This is a genomic window from Halalkalibacterium halodurans (assembly GCF_005671335.1).
GTDB classification, from domain to species: domain Bacteria; phylum Bacillota; class Bacilli; order Bacillales; family Bacillaceae_D; genus Halalkalibacterium; species Halalkalibacterium halodurans.
Genome location: NZ_CP040441.1, coordinates 991,964 through 1,010,145 on the forward strand (window position 1 = coordinate 991,964; position 18,182 = coordinate 1,010,145).

25 protein-coding genes are annotated in these 18,182 nt (G+C 42.7%); 10 read left to right on the top strand and 15 right to left on the bottom strand.

The features are described from left to right. The first annotated feature begins 133 nt into the window (after window positions 1-133). A complete protein-coding gene (locus tag FED51_RS04780) occupies window positions 134-847 on the top strand; it encodes an SIR2 family NAD-dependent protein deacylase (RefSeq protein ID WP_053432583.1) in 714 nt (237 codons plus the stop codon). A 54-nt stretch (window positions 848-901) separates the two neighbouring features. Here FED51_RS04780 and FED51_RS04785 read toward each other — a convergent pair whose 3' ends face one another. The 5 genes from FED51_RS04785 to FED51_RS04805 all read right to left on the bottom strand — a co-directional run bounded on the left by FED51_RS04785 (window position 902) and on the right by FED51_RS04805 (window position 4,532). Continuing rightward, window positions 902-1,183: a TM2 domain-containing protein gene (locus FED51_RS04785; RefSeq protein ID WP_050768961.1), complete on the bottom strand. Its 282-nt coding sequence runs from the start codon at window positions 1,181-1,183 to the stop codon at window positions 902-904. Between the two features lie 104 nt (window positions 1,184-1,287). Next, window positions 1,288-1,584, bottom strand: coding sequence for a PTS sugar transporter subunit IIB (locus tag FED51_RS04790; protein ID WP_053432584.1), 297 nt, complete (start codon window positions 1,582-1,584; stop codon window positions 1,288-1,290). Window positions 1,585-1,586: 2 nt separating this feature from the next. Next, window positions 1,587-1,919 carry a PTS lactose/cellobiose transporter subunit IIA gene (locus tag FED51_RS04795; RefSeq protein WP_053432585.1) on the bottom strand — a complete coding sequence of 111 codons (333 nt, stop codon included), beginning with the start codon at window positions 1,917-1,919 and terminating at the stop codon, window positions 1,587-1,589. After that, window positions 1,894-3,207, bottom strand: coding sequence for a PTS cellobiose transporter subunit IIC (gene celB / locus FED51_RS04800; protein WP_175414304.1), 1,314 nt, complete (start codon window positions 3,205-3,207; stop codon window positions 1,894-1,896). Before celB ends, FED51_RS04795 begins: the two co-directional genes overlap by 26 nt. Next, complete coding sequence (locus FED51_RS04805; RefSeq protein WP_053432586.1) at window positions 3,207-4,532, bottom strand: 6-phospho-beta-glucosidase; 1,326 nt, start codon at window positions 4,530-4,532, stop codon at window positions 3,207-3,209. The genes celB and FED51_RS04805 overlap by 1 nt, the downstream gene beginning before the upstream one ends. Window positions 4,533-4,702: 170 nt before the next feature. Between FED51_RS04805 and chbG the strand changes: the two genes are divergently transcribed. Further along, entirely contained in the window at window positions 4,703-5,416 is a 714-nt protein-coding gene (chbG, locus tag FED51_RS04810; protein WP_053432587.1) for a chitin disaccharide deacetylase, read from the top strand. A gap of 20 nt (window positions 5,417-5,436) precedes the next feature. On the opposite strand, the gene FED51_RS04815 is transcribed toward chbG, so the two are convergent. Then, entirely contained in the window at window positions 5,437-6,183 is a 747-nt protein-coding gene (locus FED51_RS04815) for a GntR family transcriptional regulator (RefSeq protein WP_010897087.1), read from the bottom strand. A 405-nt stretch (window positions 6,184-6,588) separates the two neighbouring features. Here FED51_RS04815 and FED51_RS04820 point away from each other — a divergent pair, with 405 nt between their 5' ends. Further along, window positions 6,589-8,319, top strand: coding sequence for a glycosyl hydrolase family 18 protein (locus FED51_RS04820; RefSeq protein ID WP_233443907.1), 1,731 nt, complete (start codon window positions 6,589-6,591; stop codon window positions 8,317-8,319). Window positions 8,320-8,543: 224 nt separating this feature from the next. Then, window positions 8,544-8,840: a hypothetical protein gene (locus FED51_RS04825; protein ID WP_010897089.1), complete on the top strand. Its 297-nt coding sequence runs from the start codon at window positions 8,544-8,546 to the stop codon at window positions 8,838-8,840. 50 nt (window positions 8,841-8,890) lie between these two features. Here the strand turns inward: FED51_RS04825 and FED51_RS04830 are convergent, their stop codons facing one another. From FED51_RS04830 to FED51_RS04850, 6 genes are all read right to left on the bottom strand, one after another. After that, a complete protein-coding gene (locus FED51_RS04830; RefSeq protein WP_053432589.1) occupies window positions 8,891-9,280 on the bottom strand; it encodes an ectoine synthase in 390 nt (129 codons plus the stop codon). 39 nt (window positions 9,281-9,319) lie between these two features. After that, complete coding sequence (gene ectB / locus FED51_RS04835) at window positions 9,320-10,603, bottom strand: diaminobutyrate--2-oxoglutarate transaminase (RefSeq protein WP_010897091.1); 1,284 nt, start codon at window positions 10,601-10,603, stop codon at window positions 9,320-9,322. Window positions 10,604-10,709: 106 nt separating this feature from the next. Further along, entirely contained in the window at window positions 10,710-11,279 is a 570-nt protein-coding gene (gene ectA, locus FED51_RS04840; RefSeq protein WP_010897092.1) for a diaminobutyrate acetyltransferase, read from the bottom strand. Between the two features lie 357 nt (window positions 11,280-11,636). After that, entirely contained in the window at window positions 11,637-11,774 is a 138-nt protein-coding gene (locus FED51_RS21030) for a hypothetical protein (RefSeq protein ID WP_010897093.1), read from the bottom strand. Window positions 11,775-11,862: 88 nt separating this feature from the next. Continuing rightward, on the bottom strand, window positions 11,863-11,979 hold the full coding sequence (locus FED51_RS04845) for a YfhE family protein (RefSeq protein WP_010897094.1): 117 nt from the start codon (window positions 11,977-11,979) through the stop codon (window positions 11,863-11,865). A gap of 65 nt (window positions 11,980-12,044) precedes the next feature. Next, window positions 12,045-12,596 (bottom strand): GNAT family N-acetyltransferase, encoded by a 552-nt coding sequence (locus FED51_RS04850; protein WP_041821274.1) that lies wholly within the window; start codon window positions 12,594-12,596, stop codon window positions 12,045-12,047. A 410-nt stretch (window positions 12,597-13,006) separates the two neighbouring features. Here FED51_RS04850 and recX point away from each other — a divergent pair, with 410 nt between their 5' ends. Both recX and FED51_RS04860 read left to right on the top strand, forming a co-directional pair. Then, entirely contained in the window at window positions 13,007-13,807 is an 801-nt protein-coding gene (gene recX / locus FED51_RS04855) for a recombination regulator RecX (RefSeq protein ID WP_053432590.1), read from the top strand. A 16-nt stretch (window positions 13,808-13,823) separates the two neighbouring features. Next, window positions 13,824-14,150 (top strand): YfhH family protein, encoded by a 327-nt coding sequence (locus tag FED51_RS04860; protein WP_053432591.1) that lies wholly within the window; start codon window positions 13,824-13,826, stop codon window positions 14,148-14,150. 54 nt (window positions 14,151-14,204) lie between these two features. On the opposite strand, the gene FED51_RS04865 is transcribed toward FED51_RS04860, so the two are convergent. Together FED51_RS04865 and sspK are read right to left on the bottom strand one after the other, a co-directional pair. After that, window positions 14,205-14,360, bottom strand: a complete 156-nt coding sequence (locus FED51_RS04865) for a YpzG family protein (protein WP_010897098.1) — start codon at window positions 14,358-14,360, stop codon at window positions 14,205-14,207. A gap of 30 nt (window positions 14,361-14,390) precedes the next feature. Then, complete coding sequence (gene sspK / locus FED51_RS04870) at window positions 14,391-14,534, bottom strand: small, acid-soluble spore protein K (RefSeq protein ID WP_010897099.1); 144 nt, start codon at window positions 14,532-14,534, stop codon at window positions 14,391-14,393. Between the two features lie 92 nt (window positions 14,535-14,626). Between sspK and FED51_RS04875 the strand changes: the two genes are divergently transcribed. Next, the gene (locus FED51_RS04875; protein ID WP_010897100.1) at window positions 14,627-14,893 is read left to right on the top strand and encodes a YfhJ family protein; all 267 of its coding nucleotides are present in this window, start codon (window positions 14,627-14,629) and stop codon (window positions 14,891-14,893) included. A gap of 46 nt (window positions 14,894-14,939) precedes the next feature. Here FED51_RS04875 and FED51_RS04880 read toward each other — a convergent pair whose 3' ends face one another. Next, entirely contained in the window at window positions 14,940-15,923 is a 984-nt protein-coding gene (locus tag FED51_RS04880; RefSeq protein WP_053432592.1) for a metal-dependent hydrolase, read from the bottom strand. Window positions 15,924-16,000: 77 nt separating this feature from the next. Between FED51_RS04880 and FED51_RS04885 the strand changes: the two genes are divergently transcribed. Genes FED51_RS04885 through FED51_RS04895 form a run of 3 tightly spaced genes read left to right on the top strand, consistent with a single transcriptional unit; the run spans window position 16,001 to window position 18,175 of the window. Beyond that, the gene (locus tag FED51_RS04885) at window positions 16,001-16,324 is read left to right on the top strand and encodes a hypothetical protein (RefSeq protein WP_053432593.1); all 324 of its coding nucleotides are present in this window, start codon (window positions 16,001-16,003) and stop codon (window positions 16,322-16,324) included. After that, window positions 16,321-17,439: an A/G-specific adenine glycosylase gene (mutY, locus tag FED51_RS04890; protein WP_053432594.1), complete on the top strand. Its 1,119-nt coding sequence runs from the start codon at window positions 16,321-16,323 to the stop codon at window positions 17,437-17,439. Before FED51_RS04885 ends, mutY begins: the two co-directional genes overlap by 4 nt. Then, a complete protein-coding gene (locus FED51_RS04895; protein WP_053432595.1) occupies window positions 17,417-18,175 on the top strand; it encodes an SDR family NAD(P)-dependent oxidoreductase in 759 nt (252 codons plus the stop codon). The genes mutY and FED51_RS04895 overlap by 23 nt, the downstream gene beginning before the upstream one ends. The last annotated feature ends 7 nt before the right edge of the window (window positions 18,176-18,182 follow it).

An 18,182-nucleotide genomic window follows, 5' to 3' on the forward strand; every position in this document is an offset into this window, starting at 1 on the left:
TAGTTATCAGAAAAACGAATGAAAATTCCTTCATATTTGAGTTAAAAGTACATAATGAGTTGGACAACAAACACTGACAATTGGTGTTAGGAATTTAGAGTCATTCATACAATCATTTGGAGGTGGCTTAGATTTGCTTACAACATGGTTAACCGAAGCAAAGAAAATTGTCATTTTTACTGGTGCGGGAATGAGTACGGAAAGCGGGGTTCCTGACTTTCGTTCAAGCCGTGGCTTGTGGCAAGGGAAAAAACCTGAGGCGTTAGCAAGCGTAGACGCAATGGACCATAATCGAGAAGCATTTATTGACTTTTACCGGATGCGAATCGAAGGACTTCAAGGTGTGCGCCCTCATAAAGGCTATGACGTGTTAGCTGCATGGGAAAAAGAACTCCCAATCACCTCTATTATTACGCAAAATACCGATGGGCTTCACGAGCAGGCAGGAAGCGAAGTGGTACTTCCTCTTCATGGGTCAATTCAGCGCTCATACTGTGTCGCATGCGGACAGAGATATGATGTGGCTCGGTACATCACCAACGAACCATATTGCTCGTGTGGAGGCTTTATCCGTCCGGCGGTTGTGCTATTCGGTGAAATGTTAAATACGGACACGCTTGCTTTAGCAGAGCGCCATACGAAGGAGGCCGATTTGTTCCTCGTGTTAGGGTCCTCTCTTGTTGTTTCCCCAGCTAATCTCTTTCCGAAAATCGCCAAAGAATGCGGGGCAAAGCTCGTGATCGTAAACCATGATGAGACACCTTTGGACCCATTAGCTGACCTAGTCATTCAAGATCAGTCCATCGGCACTTTTTTAGAAGAAACGAATCGAGCGCTTCAAGCTTAAAAGCGCTCATAAAAAACTAGACTTGTCACGATGGAGTGTGACAAGTCTAGTAGTCTAATGATCGGAATACATTCGATTGTAGCGTTCGGCGGATCGATAAGCATCTACGACTCCCCAAATCCACATGATTGGCCACGTAATGAAACCAATGAGAACGAAAAATAAAAGTCCATTGATCGCTTGAATAATAATAAATAAAATGCCTTTTCCTATTTGTCCGTTATAGATTTGGCCAAATCCGGACCAAAGAGCACTTAACACGGCAGCAATTCCAGGGTTTTTCAACGGTTGATTGGGCAAAAAAATTCCCTCCTTCCTCAAATTTACCTTATGCATTGGTAAAATGTCTTATGATGCTAATAGTAAAAGGAATTGTACCGTTTGTCAAAAAATTGTTTTCTAATCAAAGAGCTGCCCATATGTGGACAGCTCTCATCTTTTCACAAGGCTAACGCCTGCTGCAACACTTTTTCCCCATTCATCGTCCCATACGCCATTGAATCAATGATAGCCACTTTAATACCATGTGGTTCGGCCTTGCTCTTAATTTTACTTTCTAAATAACGAACTTGCGGTCCGATTAAAATGATGTTTGTCGTTCCGAGCTCATTTGCGAGTCCAGATTCGGCCGTCGCATCAATGGTTGCTTCAATTCCTTGAACTTCGGCAGCCTTCCTCATCTTATCTACGAGTATACTTGTGGACATTCCTGCAGAACAAACGAGTAAAATTTTCATTTCTATTCACACTCCTTATCGACTTTTTCGTGAAGCTCGATGATCTCTAGACAAAGGTCTTTCGTCGTCATCGAGGTCATTAAATGATCTTGGGCATGGATCAAGAGCAGGGAAGGGGAGACGGCATCACCACTTGCTTCCTGTTGAAGTAAGCTCGTCTGAGCATGATGGGCTTCATGAAATTCCTTATCTGCTTGCTCCATACGTTCTCGTGCTGCAGCGAATTTTCCTGCTTTTGCTAATTGAATGCCTTCCATGGCACATGAGCGAGCATTCCCTGAATGAAGAATGATTTGAAAGGCAATTTCTTCAAGAGGCTTTTGTTGTGTTGGCATCGGCTTTATCTCCTTCGTTATGAAAATTTCTCTGTTCGGCTCTCATCGCTGCTTTTATAAATGGAATGTAAAGGGCAGTAGCGAGCGTAATGTTAAAAAGCTGCAAAACAACGCCGGCGAATGAGCCTCCTGTCACGAGATAACCGCTAATGAGGGGCGGAGTCGTCCAAGGAACAAGGGCGACCGTCTTAGGAACGAGTCCTATAGCAATGGCCAGATACGACGTTAGTGTTAAAAGAACCGGAATCGTTAAAAACGGAATGAACATGACAGGGTTTAACACAACAGGCAATCCGAAAAGAACAGGCTCATTAATATTAAAAATCCCCGCAGGTGCTGATAGCTTTCCAATCGTTCGATAATGTTTTGAAGCGGATACAAGGAAAATCGCAGCGATTAAGGCAAGCGTCGTTCCCGATCCTCCCATGAAAACATACGCATCAAGAAATGGTTTTGTGACGATGTATGGAACATCGGCTGCACTTGTGCCTTGAGCAAACAAGCTAATGTTTTCTTCAAGTAAAGGGAGATAGATTGAATCGATCACAGGTCCTAAAATGTTCGTGCCGTGTAAGCCAAAAAACCAAAGGAGCTGATTTAAAAATGTAATGATAAGCGCGGCAGGTAGCGTGTTCCCTAACACTTGTAACGGTTGTTGGATAACGGTAAAGACGAGTTCATGAATGCTGCCGTCTGTTATTGCAGCAATAAGCATCTGCAAACCAGAAACAAGGATGAGTATAACAGTAGCTGGGATTAAGGCGCGGAAGGATTTGACGACACCGCTCGGAACCCCTTCAGGCATCTTAATTGTAAACTTTGATTGATATAAGAGACGGAAAAGTTCAGTCACCACGATAGCGGTCAAAACACCAACAAACAACCCTTGCGATCCGGTCCAAGCATATGAAAGCCCCCAATCGTCCGTCGTCGGTGTGAAAATGATATAGCAAGCGACAGCGAGAAGTGCAGCAGATAGAGCATCCACATCATAAGATTTAGCCAAGTTATAGCTAATCCCTGCTACAACAAGCAAAGAAAGAACGGCGAATGATCCATCCCATATGTTCCCTCCTAGCGTTTTCCAGCCTTCACCAAACGTGTTCAGCATAAAGTTTTGAAAAAACTCAATCGGCAAGTTGTTAATTAATACGGCAAACGATCCTATAATAATTAACGGCATAATGGCGACAAAGCCATCGCGAACGGCAACTAAGTGACGTTGTGACCCGATCCGCCCGGCAACCGGAATAAAATGCTTCTCCATCCACTGCATCACTGGATTCATTAAATAACAGCTCCCTTACGATAAAATTGGGGTAAGTGCTCTTTATGAGCATCTAGCAATTCGTCTAGGACGACCTTTGCCTTTTTTTCGTCAGCGACAAGAGGATTCATGATGAGGGCATTGTAAGCGTCGTAATAATCACCGGATAGGGCAGCTTTGATAACAAGCTGTTCGAACGTTTTCATGTGCCCGATTAACCCTTTAATATGTGGTGGAATCTTTCCAATCGCAAGCGGTCTTGGGCCGTCTTTTGTAATGACAGCATTAATCTCAACGACCGCATCATCCGGTAAATCTCGGATACTTCCGTTATTAAGTGTGTTCACAGTCTGAATGTCCTGTTTGTTCGTATAGAGACTTTCCATTAAGTTGCACGCCGCTTCACTATAGTAGGCGCCACCGCGCTGCTCAAGCTCTTTCGGTTTTTCTGATAATGATGGATTTTGGTACGTCAGAAAAAGCGAATCTTCTACTTGCTTGACGATTTCAGCCCTCGTTCCATTGTTTCTAAAAGCATCGAGATCCTTTTTTAACACCTCCTCTGTTTGGAAATAATATAAATGATAAGGGTTTGGCAGCAGCTGGAGCGCTGTGACAAACGCCTTAGACCACCCAAGAGAGACAATGTTTGCTGGAGAGTAATCGACCTTGTCTTCCGTTAGTTTCGCTAATGCTTCGGTCGTCCGGTCTTCGCCGCGAATAAACACCCTTTTTCCGAACACAAAATGATTCATGCCAATAAACTCAATCTCCACTTGTTCGACAGGGCAGGAAAACATTTCGGCAATTCCAGTCCTCATATTAAATGGGATATTGCATACACCAACAACTTTTTTGTGTGGACTATGGTGCAGTAAGGCCTCTGTCACAATTCCCGCTGGGTTAGTAAAATTGATCATCCAAGCTTGGGGACAAATGTCGTGAATCGCTTGGGCAATTTCAAGCAAAACAGGGATTGTGCGAAACGCTTTAAAGACTCCACCAGCTCCATTCGTTTCCTGCCCGATCAATCCGTGCTTTAACGGAATGCGCTCATCCTTTTCCCTTGCTTCCAGTCCACCGACACGGATTTGTGTCGTCACAAAATCTGCGCCTTCTAAGGATGCCCGTAGGTCAAATGAGCTGTGAACATGGATCGGATAACCTGAATTTTCGATCATTCTCCTAGATAGAGCTTCGATAATCGCGACTTTTTTTGCCCCGGCTTCGATGTCAACAAGAACAATTTCACGAACAGGTATCTGATCATACCGTGTGATCAATCCTTCAATAATTTCGGGGGTATAGCTGGAACCTCCACCGATGATAACCACTTTAAGTGACATTTTTTCTCCTCCTTCAATAACAAAAGAAAACGCTTCCTCTAGTACATATATATCATATTTGTTATTACTAATCAATTATTAATTGTAGTTACTTATTTTTATTTCCCTTTTTATACGTAATGACAATTTTATGGTATAATAAGAGGGAAACTTAGAGGGGGGACTACACCGTGAAACTGATTGTCAATGCAGATGATTTCGGATTATCACGTGGCGTAAACTATGGAATTGTTGATGCTCACGAGCTAGGCATCGTAACGTCCACGACGATGCTGACGAACATGCCCGCAACTAATCACGCGTTTCAATTAATGGAGAAGTATCCTAAGCTAAAGGTTGGGGTTCATTTAACGTTAAGCTGCGGTGCACCGATAACAACCGACTGCCCTACATTAATCAATCCCCAAGGGGAATTTCGCCTTACGAGCCAATATCCGTTATTAAAAGAACATGGATTGAGCGAAGAAGAAGTGGAAGCTGAGTGGGAGGCGCAAATTCAACAGTTTTATAAACGAGGGATGACACCGTCTCATCTCGATAGCCATCACCACATCCACACGTGGGAGCCGATCATTCCCGTGATCAAACGGCTTGCGCAAAAATATGACCTCCCTGTGCGAACTGGATTTCGAAATCCACCAAACGGGGTTAGGCTTTGGTCTGATGTCATTGATGCAGGCTTCTACGGAGAGGGTGTAAAGGAGAAGTATTTCATTGAGCTCTATGAAAAGTTTAAAGCGTATGACGGAACGATAGAAATCATGTGTCATCCAGCATACATTGACGAAGTGTTGAGACAGCATTCTTCTTATGTGGAAGGCCGTTTGAAAGAATTTGAAATTTTAACAAGGATTAAGCTAGCCGAAGATGTCACCCTTATATAATCAACGAAACCGACTCTGACTTATGACGTCTGAGTCGGTTTTTGGTAGTTTCGTTCGATCGTAAAGCTCGCCTTTTCACCGTGAAAATAAGCAATGGAATACTCGATCTTTGTATCGTCCGCTAAGTACGCATGGGTTTCAATTTGAATACAAGGATCTCCAATAGAGATTGATAGCTTTTCAGCGACTTCTTCATCAGCGAGGACGATATGCAAATGCTCTTTCGTCTTTGCTAATGATAGATCAGGATGACTTTGCAGCAATTGATAGAGAGAGTGTTCACAGCCTTCTTTCGTTAACCAAGTCGTTTTGCGCCAAGGCAAATAAGAAATTTCATATTGTAGAGGGGCGTCGTCTGCATAACGAATACGTTCAAGGCGGTGGACAGGTTCATTTTCGTCAATTTCCAGCATAGCCGACAAAAGCTCATCAGATGGAACAACAGTTAAATCAATTACTTGTATTTTCGGTTTTTTCCCTTGCAGGCGTAGCTGTTCACTATAATTTCCTTCGGTTGCAGATAACGTTTGCTTTACTCTGCGGCTTGCGACGAAGGTTCCTTTTCCTTGAATTCTCTCTACATAGCCATCGATTACGAGTTGTTGTAATGCATTTCGAATCGTTGTTCGACTAACGTCGTACATTTGGCATAGTTCAGCCTCTGTCGGCAATTGAGATTTAACTGGATAAACCCCTTGTTGTATGGCGTTAACTAACTCATTTTTAACATAGGAGTGTAGAGATTGATCAATGTTTTTTTTATTCACGTCCGCTGTGACTCCTTTCGGTCGATTAAATGACTATCAATCAGTATGATTATTGTTCACGTTCATTATAACATTTTCTAAAAAATAAGTATCAAATAGAATCATCAAAGGTTATAACAGGACAAAATTCACACAAATGACCACCGCATGTTTTCGCAAATCTAACAATAAAACTAGTAAAAAAGATATTTTCTTTATAGATAAAGGGAACTATTTTCTAAAGATTCTAATAATAATATTGAACATATTTGTTATTACATTTATGATCGTTTTAGTAGTAACTTTTATTTTTAATTTTGTTACTACAAATAAAAATTGATGAGGAGGAAGAGATGAATGGGGTTTCGTAAACGAATGGGGAAACTGCTCATATGGATCGTCACTGTTTTACTAGTGGTCACATGGATGCCAGCTGATCAGGTTGTAGGTGCAGCTGAAACGTCGGACGACCAATACAAAATTGTCGCCTACTATCCTTCATGGGGAGCTTATGGCCGTGATTACCAAGTGTGGGACATTGATGCGTCTAAGATTAGTCATATAAACTATGCCTTCGCAAATATTTGCTGGGACGGGAGGCATGGAAATCCAGATCCGGCAGGACCTAATCCGCAAACATGGTCGTGTCAAGATGAAAATGGAGTGATTGATGTTCCAAATGGTTCGATTGTTATGGGAGATCCTTGGATTGATGCACAAAAGTCAAACCCAGGTGATACATGGGACGAGCCACTTCGTGGGAATTTTAAGCAGCTGAACAAATTAAAAGAGGAGCATCCTCATTTAAAAACGTTAATTTCAGTCGGTGGGTGGACATGGTCTAACCGTTTCTCTGACATGGCGGCAACGAAAGAGACGAGAGAAAACTTCGCGAATTCAGCCGTCGAGTTTATTCGTAAATACGGGTTTGACGGTGTCGATGTTGATTGGGAGTATCCAGTGAGTGGAGGTCTTCCCGGAAATAGCCGTCGTCCAGAGGATAAAGAAAATCACGTCCTGCTCTTACAAGAGGTGCGAGACAAATTAGATGAGGCGGGGCAGGAGGACGGCAAAGACTATTTATTGACGATCGCTTCAGGTGCTAGCCCTGGATATGTGGAAAACAATAAGCTCAATGAAATTGCTGAGATTGTTGATTGGATCAACATCATGACCTATGATTTTAACGGTGGCTGGCAAAACATTAGCGGTCATAACGCCCCGCTTTACTATGATCCAGCTACTGCAAATACGGAGTTGCCGACGCCAGAACATTTTAATGTTGAAAGCGCTGTTGAAGGGCACTTACAAGCTGGGGTGCCAGAACATAAACTCGTATTAGGCATGCCTTTTTACGGTAGGGGATGGAGCAACTGCGATGGGGCCAATCAAGGCGAGTATCAGCGCTGCGCTCCTCCGCGTGAAGGAACATGGGAAAACGGTGTCTTCGATTTTTCTGATCTTGAGGATCATTATATTAACAAGAATGGCTACCAGCGGTATTGGAACGATGTAGCGAAGGTTCCTTTCTTATATAATGCAACAAATGGTAACTTTATCACCTATGATGATGAAGAGTCTTTCCGATACAAGACCGATTTTATTAAATCTAATAATCTAGCAGGCTCCATGTTTTGGGATGTGAGCGGTGATCGTAACGGAACGCTACTTACGGCATTAGCGGATCAGCTTGGCTTTACCCCAGATGAAGGGCAAGAACCAGAAGAGCCTTCTTTAGCACCGACTAACATTCAGGCGACTGAGGTTACGTCAACAACTGTTACTCTTACGTGGCAGGCACCGACCGAAGAGCCAACGCAATACTCGGTAGCCTACGATTCAAAAGAAAAAACGACCACTCATACAACGATTACGATCGAGGATTTGCAGCCTGAAACGACGTATACGTTTGTCGTTTCTGCTGAACATAAAGACGGAATCCGTCATGCGGGTCAAGCTCTCCAAGTCACAACGAAATCTGAAACTGGCGGTGACGGGTGTACTGCTCCGACATGGCAGGCAAACAATGTGTATACAGGCGGAGACCAAGTTCAGCATGGAGGGAAGCTGTATGAAGCGAAATGGTGGACGACAGGTGAAGAGCCGGGAACAACAGGTGAGTGGGGCGTGTGGAAGCTTATTGGCGATTGTGAATAACGATATTCGCACAGGCCGGGTAAGCATACCAGCATACAATAAAAAATACCATGGGAATAGTCGCCTTTATAACTAGAGGGGGGAGGTCACGTGGCCTCCTCCTTTTGCTCTTTTGAACGAGGACACTAACTGCAACAGTCAACGGAAAAAAAACGAGGGCATTTTGTTGCTTTCTTGTCATTCATTTTATACGATAAAAAGAGAGGCTAGGGAGGGATGATAAGATGAAACTATACAAAGCTCACTTCCTGCACCCTTATACGAACGTTCCACTTATCGTATATTTCAATGAAAATAGTGGTCTATTAGCTTTTGAAAAGGACGAAGAAGTGATTAAAGTGATGACCATGTTTGAAAGTAAAATCAAGGACAAAGCAGCATTTATGGCCAATCTCGAGAAATCATCGCACTTATGTCAAACGAGTTACCCTGTGACGTCTTTAGAAGATGTGTATGAATTTCTTGAACAGATGGGTGTTGAAAAAGAAGACATCAAATTCAAACCCGTCTTGCTCCATTAACAATATAAAGGGGAAAAGGACGCAAGCCTCAGGCTTACGTCCTTTTCTCATTATTCGTCGTCGACTAGCGGATACACACCATTTTCATCATGGGTCTCTTTCCCTGTAATTGGTGGGTTAAAGACGCAAACCATACGCATATCGGTTTTGGCGCGTAGCAAATGTTCGTCGTGCTCATCAAGTGCGTAAATTTCATTCGCCTTAATCGGCCACACTTTGCCGTCTTTGACTGTCTCAACTTCACCTTCGCCTTCGATGCAGTACACGGCTTCGAGGTGGTTCTGATACCAAATGTGCGTTTCTGTCCCTGCTTTAATGATAGTGTCATGGACGGAATAGCCCATTCCATCTTTTTTTAAGAGCAGTCTGCGACTCGTCCAGTTCTCCCCTTTAACTTCTTGTTCTGTTCCAATGATATCTTCTAATTTAACGACTTTCATGTCTGTTCCTCCTATTGGATCGATTCGTTTTCGTGTAAGTTATTGCATGACAAGCTCTTTGGTTTCGACAAGAGCTTTGATGCTTTCTTCAATGATAGCTAACCCTTTTTCTAACCCTTCATCATCGATGGTGAGTGGCGGGAATAGCTTAAACACTTCATCGTTCGGACCTGAAGTCTCCATTATGAGACCGCGGGAAAATGCTTCTTCCGTCACTTTTGAAGCAAAGCCTTCTACATCAGACGCGATTCCGACCATAAACCCTTTTCCTTTTACTTCCCCTTTTATTTCAGGGTATTCCGTTACGAGCTTAACAAGGAAATCAGAGATCGTTGCTGATTTTTCTTGAATGTCTTTTTCGAAGGAATCATCTTCCCAATAAGACAAGGCTTCGGTCGCTGTGACAAACGCGTGGTTATTTCCACGGAACGTTCCGTTGTGTTCACCTGGTGCCCAAATGTCTAGCTCAGGTCGGAAGAGGGTAATCGCTAACGGAAGCCCAAAGCCACCGATTGATTTTGACAAACATACGATGTCAGGTGTAATCCCTGCGTCTTCAAAGCTAAAGAACGTGCCAGTGCGTCCCACTCCAGCTTGAACGTCATCAATAATGAGGAGAATTCCCCAGCGTTTGCAAATCTTCTCTACTCGCTGCAACCATTCTGTACGAGCGGCATTAATTCCGCCTTCTCCTTGAACCGTTTCAAGGATCATCGCAGCAGGAATTTCAACACCTGAACCGCCATCCTCTAAAAAGCGCTCCAAGTAATCGAGTGTATCAAGGCTTTCACTGACAAAATTGTCATAAGGCATAGTCACTACGTTCGTGAGAGGGATTCCGGCCCCTTTTCGCTTGAATGAGTTCCCAGTCACAGACAAGGAACCGATCGTCATGCCATGAAATCCGTTAGTAAAGCTAATAATATCCGTACGGCCAGTCACTTTTCGCGCAAGCTTTAACGCACTTTCTACGGTATTTGTCCCAGTAGGTCCAGGGAACATCACTTTATAATCAAGGTTTCTCGGTTTTAAAATGACATCATGAAATTTCTGTAAAAACTTTCCCTTTGGCGTTGTGGCCATATCGAGAGAATGGGTAATTCCGTCATCCATAATGTAGTCCACAAGCGCTTTTTTCATTTTCTCATCATTATGTCCGTAGTTTAAGGCGCCTGCCCCAGAGAAAAAATCAATGTACTCTTTCCCGGCTTCGTCCCACATTTTATAACCTTTTGCTTTGGTGAAAACGGTTGGAAAGCTACGGCAATAACTTCGAACTTCCGATTCCAATTGTTCAAAAACGTTCATATCTGTTTGGCTCATGTTTAATAAGCTCCTCCTTGTATTTAGATACCGATACTCGGTATAGGTATTATGACCGTTCGAAAAACCCCTTTAACAATTCTTACTTGTTAAGAAAATGAAAGGTTTACGGGTGAAGGGGACCGATACGGAAAGTTAATTCAGCTTCATGATCATCGCCAGGGAATAAATCTTCAGAGAAACATTCACTCACTTCACATTGAGTGTTATACTCCCGAGCTAGCTTTTGAAACAAAGCCTGTGAAGCTTTATTTGAAGGGGTAACAGTTGCCTCAACATAATTTACATTGCTACAGATATCACGTGAAATTAATTCTTGAAGCAATTTGGATGCGAGACCTTTCCCGCGTTGTGATGAGTCAACACCAATTTGCCAAACAAATATAACATCTTGGTGTTCAGGTGGAATAAAGGCCGTTACAAATCCGACCAATCTTTCGTTTTCCTTTGCGACAACACACGTTTCCGCAAAGTATTCGCACATCATAATGTACTTGTAAGGTGAATTCGTGTCGAGCGTTGACTTGTTAACCAGTTCCCACATGGCCGCGCCATCTTCCACTGTTGGTTTTCCTATCGTAATTGTGGTATCCAACGTTTTGGGAGGGGCGGTTGCAATTTGACTGTTAATAATGAATCCTCCTTTGAAGGCTTTTTCATTGCATTGAACCTGCAATTCAAATCTCTTTTTTATCATAAAGTGACCTCGTGTAATTGGCAAATAAGCTCAATCATGATTAATGAGGGTTAATCGGCTTAAAGCGGGATAGCGTTCGCTAAGAACGTTGCTCTTATGAAATGCTTCCATATTGTATGGTTTCCTGACAGTTTGAATAATTAGATAGGGAAATGGAGGCCAGTAAAGGAGATGGCAAACCTTAATGTCACAATGGTTTGCAGCATGTTTATAACAGATGGGGGTGAAACGCAGAAAAGAAGGTAAAAAAAACAGATTTTTTGAAAAAAATATGTAAAAGTAGCTACAATGCAAAGGAAATGGGCCTCACCAGTAGCGAAGCCCATTCAACCTAGTCTATTTATTTTTTCTTTTTTTCGCCCGTTGATTTGCTGCCTTTGCGCGAGCTTCAGCTTCCAAATCTTCCGCATCGGCAAATTCTTCGTTATACTGCTGCTGTTCAAATTCCTCTTTATTTCGTTTCTTTTTACCCACGTAAGATTCCTCCTAACCTGGTTCTTAAAGAAAGCTTTTGCAGTGGCTTTCCACCATAGTGTGACCAGGCTAGAATCGGATATTCCTACTACTTTTTGGTGTTTTCAAACTGGCGATCTGCTGCTTTGAAATCGGATTGATATGTTACTTGCTGAGCTTTCTTTAGTCGATTCCGTCCTTCTGCCATACGCTGCTTTTTGTCCATTATACTCACTCCTAAAGGAAGTTTTCATTAGTGTGAACAGGAGTGGGGGACATTATCCATTTCTTTTATGCTTCCATGGCTTCATGCTGTGTGTTGGCGGTGCGTAATGTGTGCAAATGATAGTGATCTCGCTCTACTTGAAATAAATCATATCTGTGCCCATCAGGATTTAATTGTTGAAACAAATCTGGGCGAAGATCATTGGCAAGCGAGCAATAAGGCAGCTTTTTTGCCGCTTCAATCGAGCGACGATTTCCAGTACGAATGCGCATAAAAACAGTCTCTATTTGATGGGTAAAAAACAATTCGGTGAAAAAGGCATTCTTCGCAAGCTGGTTATAGCCTTTACCGAAATATGGTTTGCCAATCCATGTGCCTAAAAAACCACGATGATTTTGAAGGTCGAATAACGTAATGACCCCAATCGGGCTCTGCCATTCATCTACAATCGTTCGTGAAATGAGACGGCCTTGTTCTTCAAGTTCGATCGTCTGCTTTGTCAAAAACACAAACTCTTCATAAGAATAGGCTTTTTGCCGAACATATGGAAAAACAGCTGGGTCAATCATCAAATCATACAAAACGTGACAATCGGCAACGTCTCGTCTTTTTAACACCATATTAAAAAGCCCTCCTTTAATCGAGGGCGAATAGGCCGTCCACCCTCGAATTTATCATGTGATGCAAATAAATTCGGGGTGGGAATCGAACCCACTAGAACCAGAAAAACTGGTGGCGCACCAATTGCCTTCCCAAAACGTATTTAGTTGAAATCAGCGAAATAATGTGCTGACATTGAATTATAGTACAAATTCCTTATGTTTACTCATAATAACTCCTGATTACTCTAATATAATACTTTGATTTTATAAAAAAGGGAAGGGCTTTTAATAAAAATTAACATAAACAACATCATCATTTTTTTCCATTACGATTCATTTGGATGTGAAAAAATTTGCTTGTTCTTTAGGAATGGGTAAGTCCGTGCTATCATTGAAAAGAGAACGAATGAAGGAGATGATGGGTGATGGCAATCATTACCCGAATCGAAGTTCAGAAGCGAAACAATGAGCGGTACAATATTTTTATTCACCAAAACGGCCAAGATGTATACGCCTTTAGCGTAGACGAACAAGTATTGATTAAGCAAGGGTTAAGAAAAGGCTTAGATATTGATGCGGAGCAAATGAAGCAGATCCTGTACGAAGATGAGGTTCAAAAAACATTCAATCTCGCCTTGCATTATTTGTCATATCGGATGCGTTCGGTTCATGAAGTGCGTACGTATTTAAAAAAGAAGGATCGAGAGGAGCCTATCATCGAACACGTGCTTCACCGCTTAACCGAGCAACGGCTACTCGACGATCATGCCTTTGCAGAGGCGTTCATTCAAACAAAACGTGCCACTACGTCAAAGGGCCCATTAAAATTAAAGCAAGAGCTCGCGGAAAAAGGGGTGAGTGAAAAGACGATAGAAGGCGCTCTTACGACTTTTTCTTATGAAGAACAAGTAGAGCAGGTGAAAGCATGGCTTGAAAAGCAAAAGGGTCGTACCTTTAAAGGCTCGTCTCTAGCGTGGAAGCAAAAATTGTCACGGCAGTTACTGGCAAAAGGATATACCTCTCCTGTAATTGAGGAGGCTTTTGCTGATGTCCCGATTAAGCAAGAGGAAGAAGAGGAATGGGAAGCTTTAAAAGCCTTTGGTGAAAAAGCGATGCGAAAATATGCAGGGAAAAAGGCAGGATGGGAATTGCAGCAAAAAGTAAAGCAAGCCTTATATCGAAAAGGCTTCTCGTTAGAAATGATTGAACGGTACTTAAATGACTGAGGAGGAAGGTTGTCTAATGGAAGAAAAACGATATAGTGAGATGACAGAGTTTGAGCTACAAACAGAAATTTCTAGTCTAAATGATAAAGCAAAAAAGGCTGAGCAGCTCGGACAAATGAATGAGTTTGCTGTATATGAACGTAAGATGCTTATGGCGAAGGCTTATTTATTGGACCCGAACGATTTTAAACCTGGAGCTACTTACAAGCTCGGAAATGACGAGGAAACGTTTCATATTTCATATTTAAATGGGCGTTTCGCTTGGGGCTATCGAAATGAAGAAGCGAAGCTGGAGGCGGTGCCGATATCCTTACTTGGGGAACAATTGTCTAGGGAGGGATAAAGAAAAAGCACCCCAATGCCATACGAGGCATTGGAGCGAAATAAAAGACGGTGATTAGGTGCGTTTTCGTGTATCTACCTCTAAGACGTGGTTATGAAGACTTTGCTGCGTTTCTCCATTCACTTGATGGAACGCATGTTTCGGATTAGCTCGCGGTGAATGAAATGGATCTCTGTAGAAAAACGGATTGTTTTTTCGATCTTTTCCCATGTCGATCCCTCCATGTCTTAGCTGAGCGACCTATTGATCAGGATTTGCTTGATGCATTCGCTCCTGCGGCTTCGTATTAATTGTGCCATTTGCACGTTTGGAAGCATGCTTTGCTCGATCTGGTTCACCGTCAAATGAAATCCGATGGGGAAAGCCATGTGCTTTGTTTCTCATGAAAATGCCTCCTTCATCCGATTTCATTTTTTAGTATGAGGGAGAACGATGTGTCATATGATCGAAAATTGTTGTTAAAGGAGGAAAAGGTAATGGAAGATCGTTTTGAACGGTTAGCCGAACAACTGTTAAAAGCAAACAATCATTTAAGCTACGGGCAAGCGAGAACATGGGTAGAAAGCCTTTGGGAAGATTTTGAATCCACTCGAGCTAAAGCTGGAAGAACGTACAAAGGACAGGACATGACCGAGCAAATCGTTCTAAAATGGATCGAACAATACGGGCCTTATCTGCATCAGTACAAACCATCCGGTCATAAATTTTCCTTTTTATCGAAGGATAATCACTTAAAACATTAACACTAAAACACCTTGCAAGGAGCTTCTTACAAGGTGTCAAAAATGATTACTCAGTAACGATTTCGAGCTTTTTCTGTAACGTTTTTTCGCTGAAAACCCAGCCGGTGTAAGAGCGAATGACGTTCAAATCTTGATCCAATTGTACGCATGCAACGAACGGATAATGGCCTTTCGAGCGGTAACGCAAGTCATAAAACCGAACTTCCGTGACATCCTCTTCCAGTTCGTTGATTTCCCAACGATAGGTGGGAGAGAACGATAAGAAGGCAGCTAAGTTTTTGTCATTTCGTGCGGCATTTAAAACAGGGATGTCTGGAATTGGCTCAAAAGGGTATTGCTCGTAAAATGTAAACGAACGATCCTTTACCCTTGCCACATAGAGCATCTCCTTCGTTCGAATCACCACATGCCACTTGTTCCAGTGAAGGGTCGGTGAAACGAACACGTGAGTCGCTTCTGGGTAATGATTCCTTGCTTTGAGCACGATCTCATGTTTTAATTTCAGGCGCCATACATAGTAGCATGTGAGTACGAAATAAAGAAGTAGAAATGTTGGGATAGAGTTTGTTCCTAGATACCAACAAAAAATAGCCACTACATGAGCAAAAAAGATAAATGGATCAAAAATGTTAATCACTCCAAGAGCAATCCAGCGATCCGAAATGGGACGTAAGGCTTGAGTGCCATAGGCGTTAAATATATCAACAAAAACGTGCAAAAAAACGGCGATGAAAGACCATAGCCATAACGTGAAAAAGGCGGACTCTGGGAACAATAACCAAATGCCACCTGCCACGAGAAATGGCCAAATGAACAAGGCGGGCAATGAGTGGGTCAAACCGCGGTGGTTTCGTATATAAACAGCATTATTGCGAAGCTTTAAAATCGTATCAAAATCGGGGGCCTGAGAACCAATGATTGTTGCGATCATGACCGTCGACTTCATCATTGGATCATTGGTGACTGCAGGATCGATCGCAGCAAGGCCACCGAGGGCAACCCCCATGACAACATGGGTTCCTGTATCCATCTAGTGTATTCCTCCTTGAAGCCTTTATTATATTTATACCCGATTTTGCAAGGAAACAACAGAGGAGTGTCAGAAAAATGACTCAATCTTTACAAATCTTTATAGAGTACAAAATAAAAAAAGAAACAATAAATGAATACGAGCAAGTGATGAAGGAGATTTTGCAGGAGCTTCCATCATATGAAGCCTCAAACATCGAATGGTTCGTTGCGTCCGATCAACCTTATTTATATGTGGAAATGTTTGAAGTGCCAACTACATCCCATTATCATGTACTAAAAAAACTCCGTCAATCAGAAGATCATCGTCTGTTCGGAAAAATTATTCCGATGGTGGAAGGTGGAGCCTCAGCTATCCATTGTTGGGCGTTTGAACGAAAAAAACAGGGGGATCAATCGTGAGTAAGATACTACAAGATTTTGACATTTCGACATTTCAGAATGATTTAGTTACATGGTTTTCTGACCATTATCGCGAATTACCGTGGCGGGAGAATAAAGACCCATACCGCGTCTGGGTGTCAGAAATCATGCTACAACAAACGAGGGTCGACACCGTGATTCCCTATTACCAAGCCTTTATGAGACAGTTCCCGACCTTGGAAACTCTTGCGTATGCCGAGGAAGATCAAGTGCTAAAAGCATGGGAAGGGCTCGGTTACTATTCGCGAGCGCGAAATTTACAATCCGCTGTACGTGAAGTTGTGGAATCTTACGGCGGTGAAGTACCGTCCACTCGGAAGGAAATTTCGAAATTAAAGGGAGTTGGTCCTTATACAGCAGGAGCCATTTTGAGCATTGCATACGATCAACCAGAACCGGCGGTAGACGGGAACGTCATGCGTGTGTTATCCCGCGTATTATATATTGAAGAAGATATCGCGAAAGTAAAAACACGTACATTGTTCGAATCACTGTTATACGATCTCATTTCAAAAGAAAATCCGTCATTTTTCAACCAAGGGCTTATGGAGTTAGGTGCTTTAGTCTGCACACCGACATCACCGGGCTGTCTTCTCTGCCCCGTTCGTGACCATTGCCGGGCCTTTGCTGCAGGAGTACAGGAGCAGCTCCCGATAAAAGCGAAAAAGAAAAAGCCGAAAGCAAAGCAACTTATCGCCGCGGTAATTCGTAATGAAAAAGGACAAGTTCTAATTGAGCGTCGGCCTGAAAAAGGACTTTTGGCCAAGCTTTGGCAATTTCCAAACGTAGAATTGGAAAGCACAAAAAATGCACAACAAGTACTAGGAGATTACATACATGAACGATTCCATCTAGATGCTGCAGTTGGGGAATACGTACAAACAGTGGAGCACGTGTTCTCTCATTTAATTTGGAACATTCGTGTGTATGAAGCAACAGTCAAAGGAGTCCCATCACTCAATGACAAGTATGAGGCGGATTGGGTGGATGACAGGACGATTGAAAACTACGCGTTTCCCGTGTCTCATCAAAAAATCATTCAAGGGAATCTAAGAAAGGTGGACGATACCATTGGATTTACAGCTGAAGGATAAAGTTGTACTCGTAACAGGTGGGTCAAAGGGAATCGGAAAGGGGATCGCCCAAGCGTTTGTAGAGGAGGGAGCAAAAGTTGCAATCGTAGCTCGAGATGCGCACGGGCTTCAAGTGGCAAAACGTCAGTTAGGAAATGTTTTGACGATTCAAGCGGATGTAACTGACAAGAACGAGCGAGAAAAAATATTTAGCCAATTGCTTGAGACATACGAAACGATTGATATCCTTGTTAACAACGCAGGGGGGAGTAACGGTGGCCTCATTTCGGAAACGGAGCTTTCCTTATTTGAGGAGGCCTTTAGCCTGAATTATTTCTCTGCTGTTCACTTCAGTCAATTAGCGTTACCTGTCATGAAAGCAAAGCAATCTGGAGCCATTATTAACATTTCATCTATTTTTGGCAGAGAATCAGGGGGAAAAGCAACCTATAACAGCGCAAAGGCAGCAATGATTTCCTTCACGAAATCGCTTGCCGACGAAGTGATTCGTGATGGCATTCGTGTAAACGGAATTGCCCCTGGCTCCATCTTACACCCAACCGGAAACTGGCAAAAACGGCTAGAAGAAAACCGAGAAAAAATGGAGCAATTTATCGATCAAAATATCCCAGCCGGACGGTTCGGAACCGTAGAAGAGATCGCCAACGTGGCCGTATTTTTAGCATCGGAGAAAGCAAGTTGGGTCGTCGGTGCTACCCTTAATGTGGATGGAGGACAATCCTACTCTAATTTTTAATGAAGGA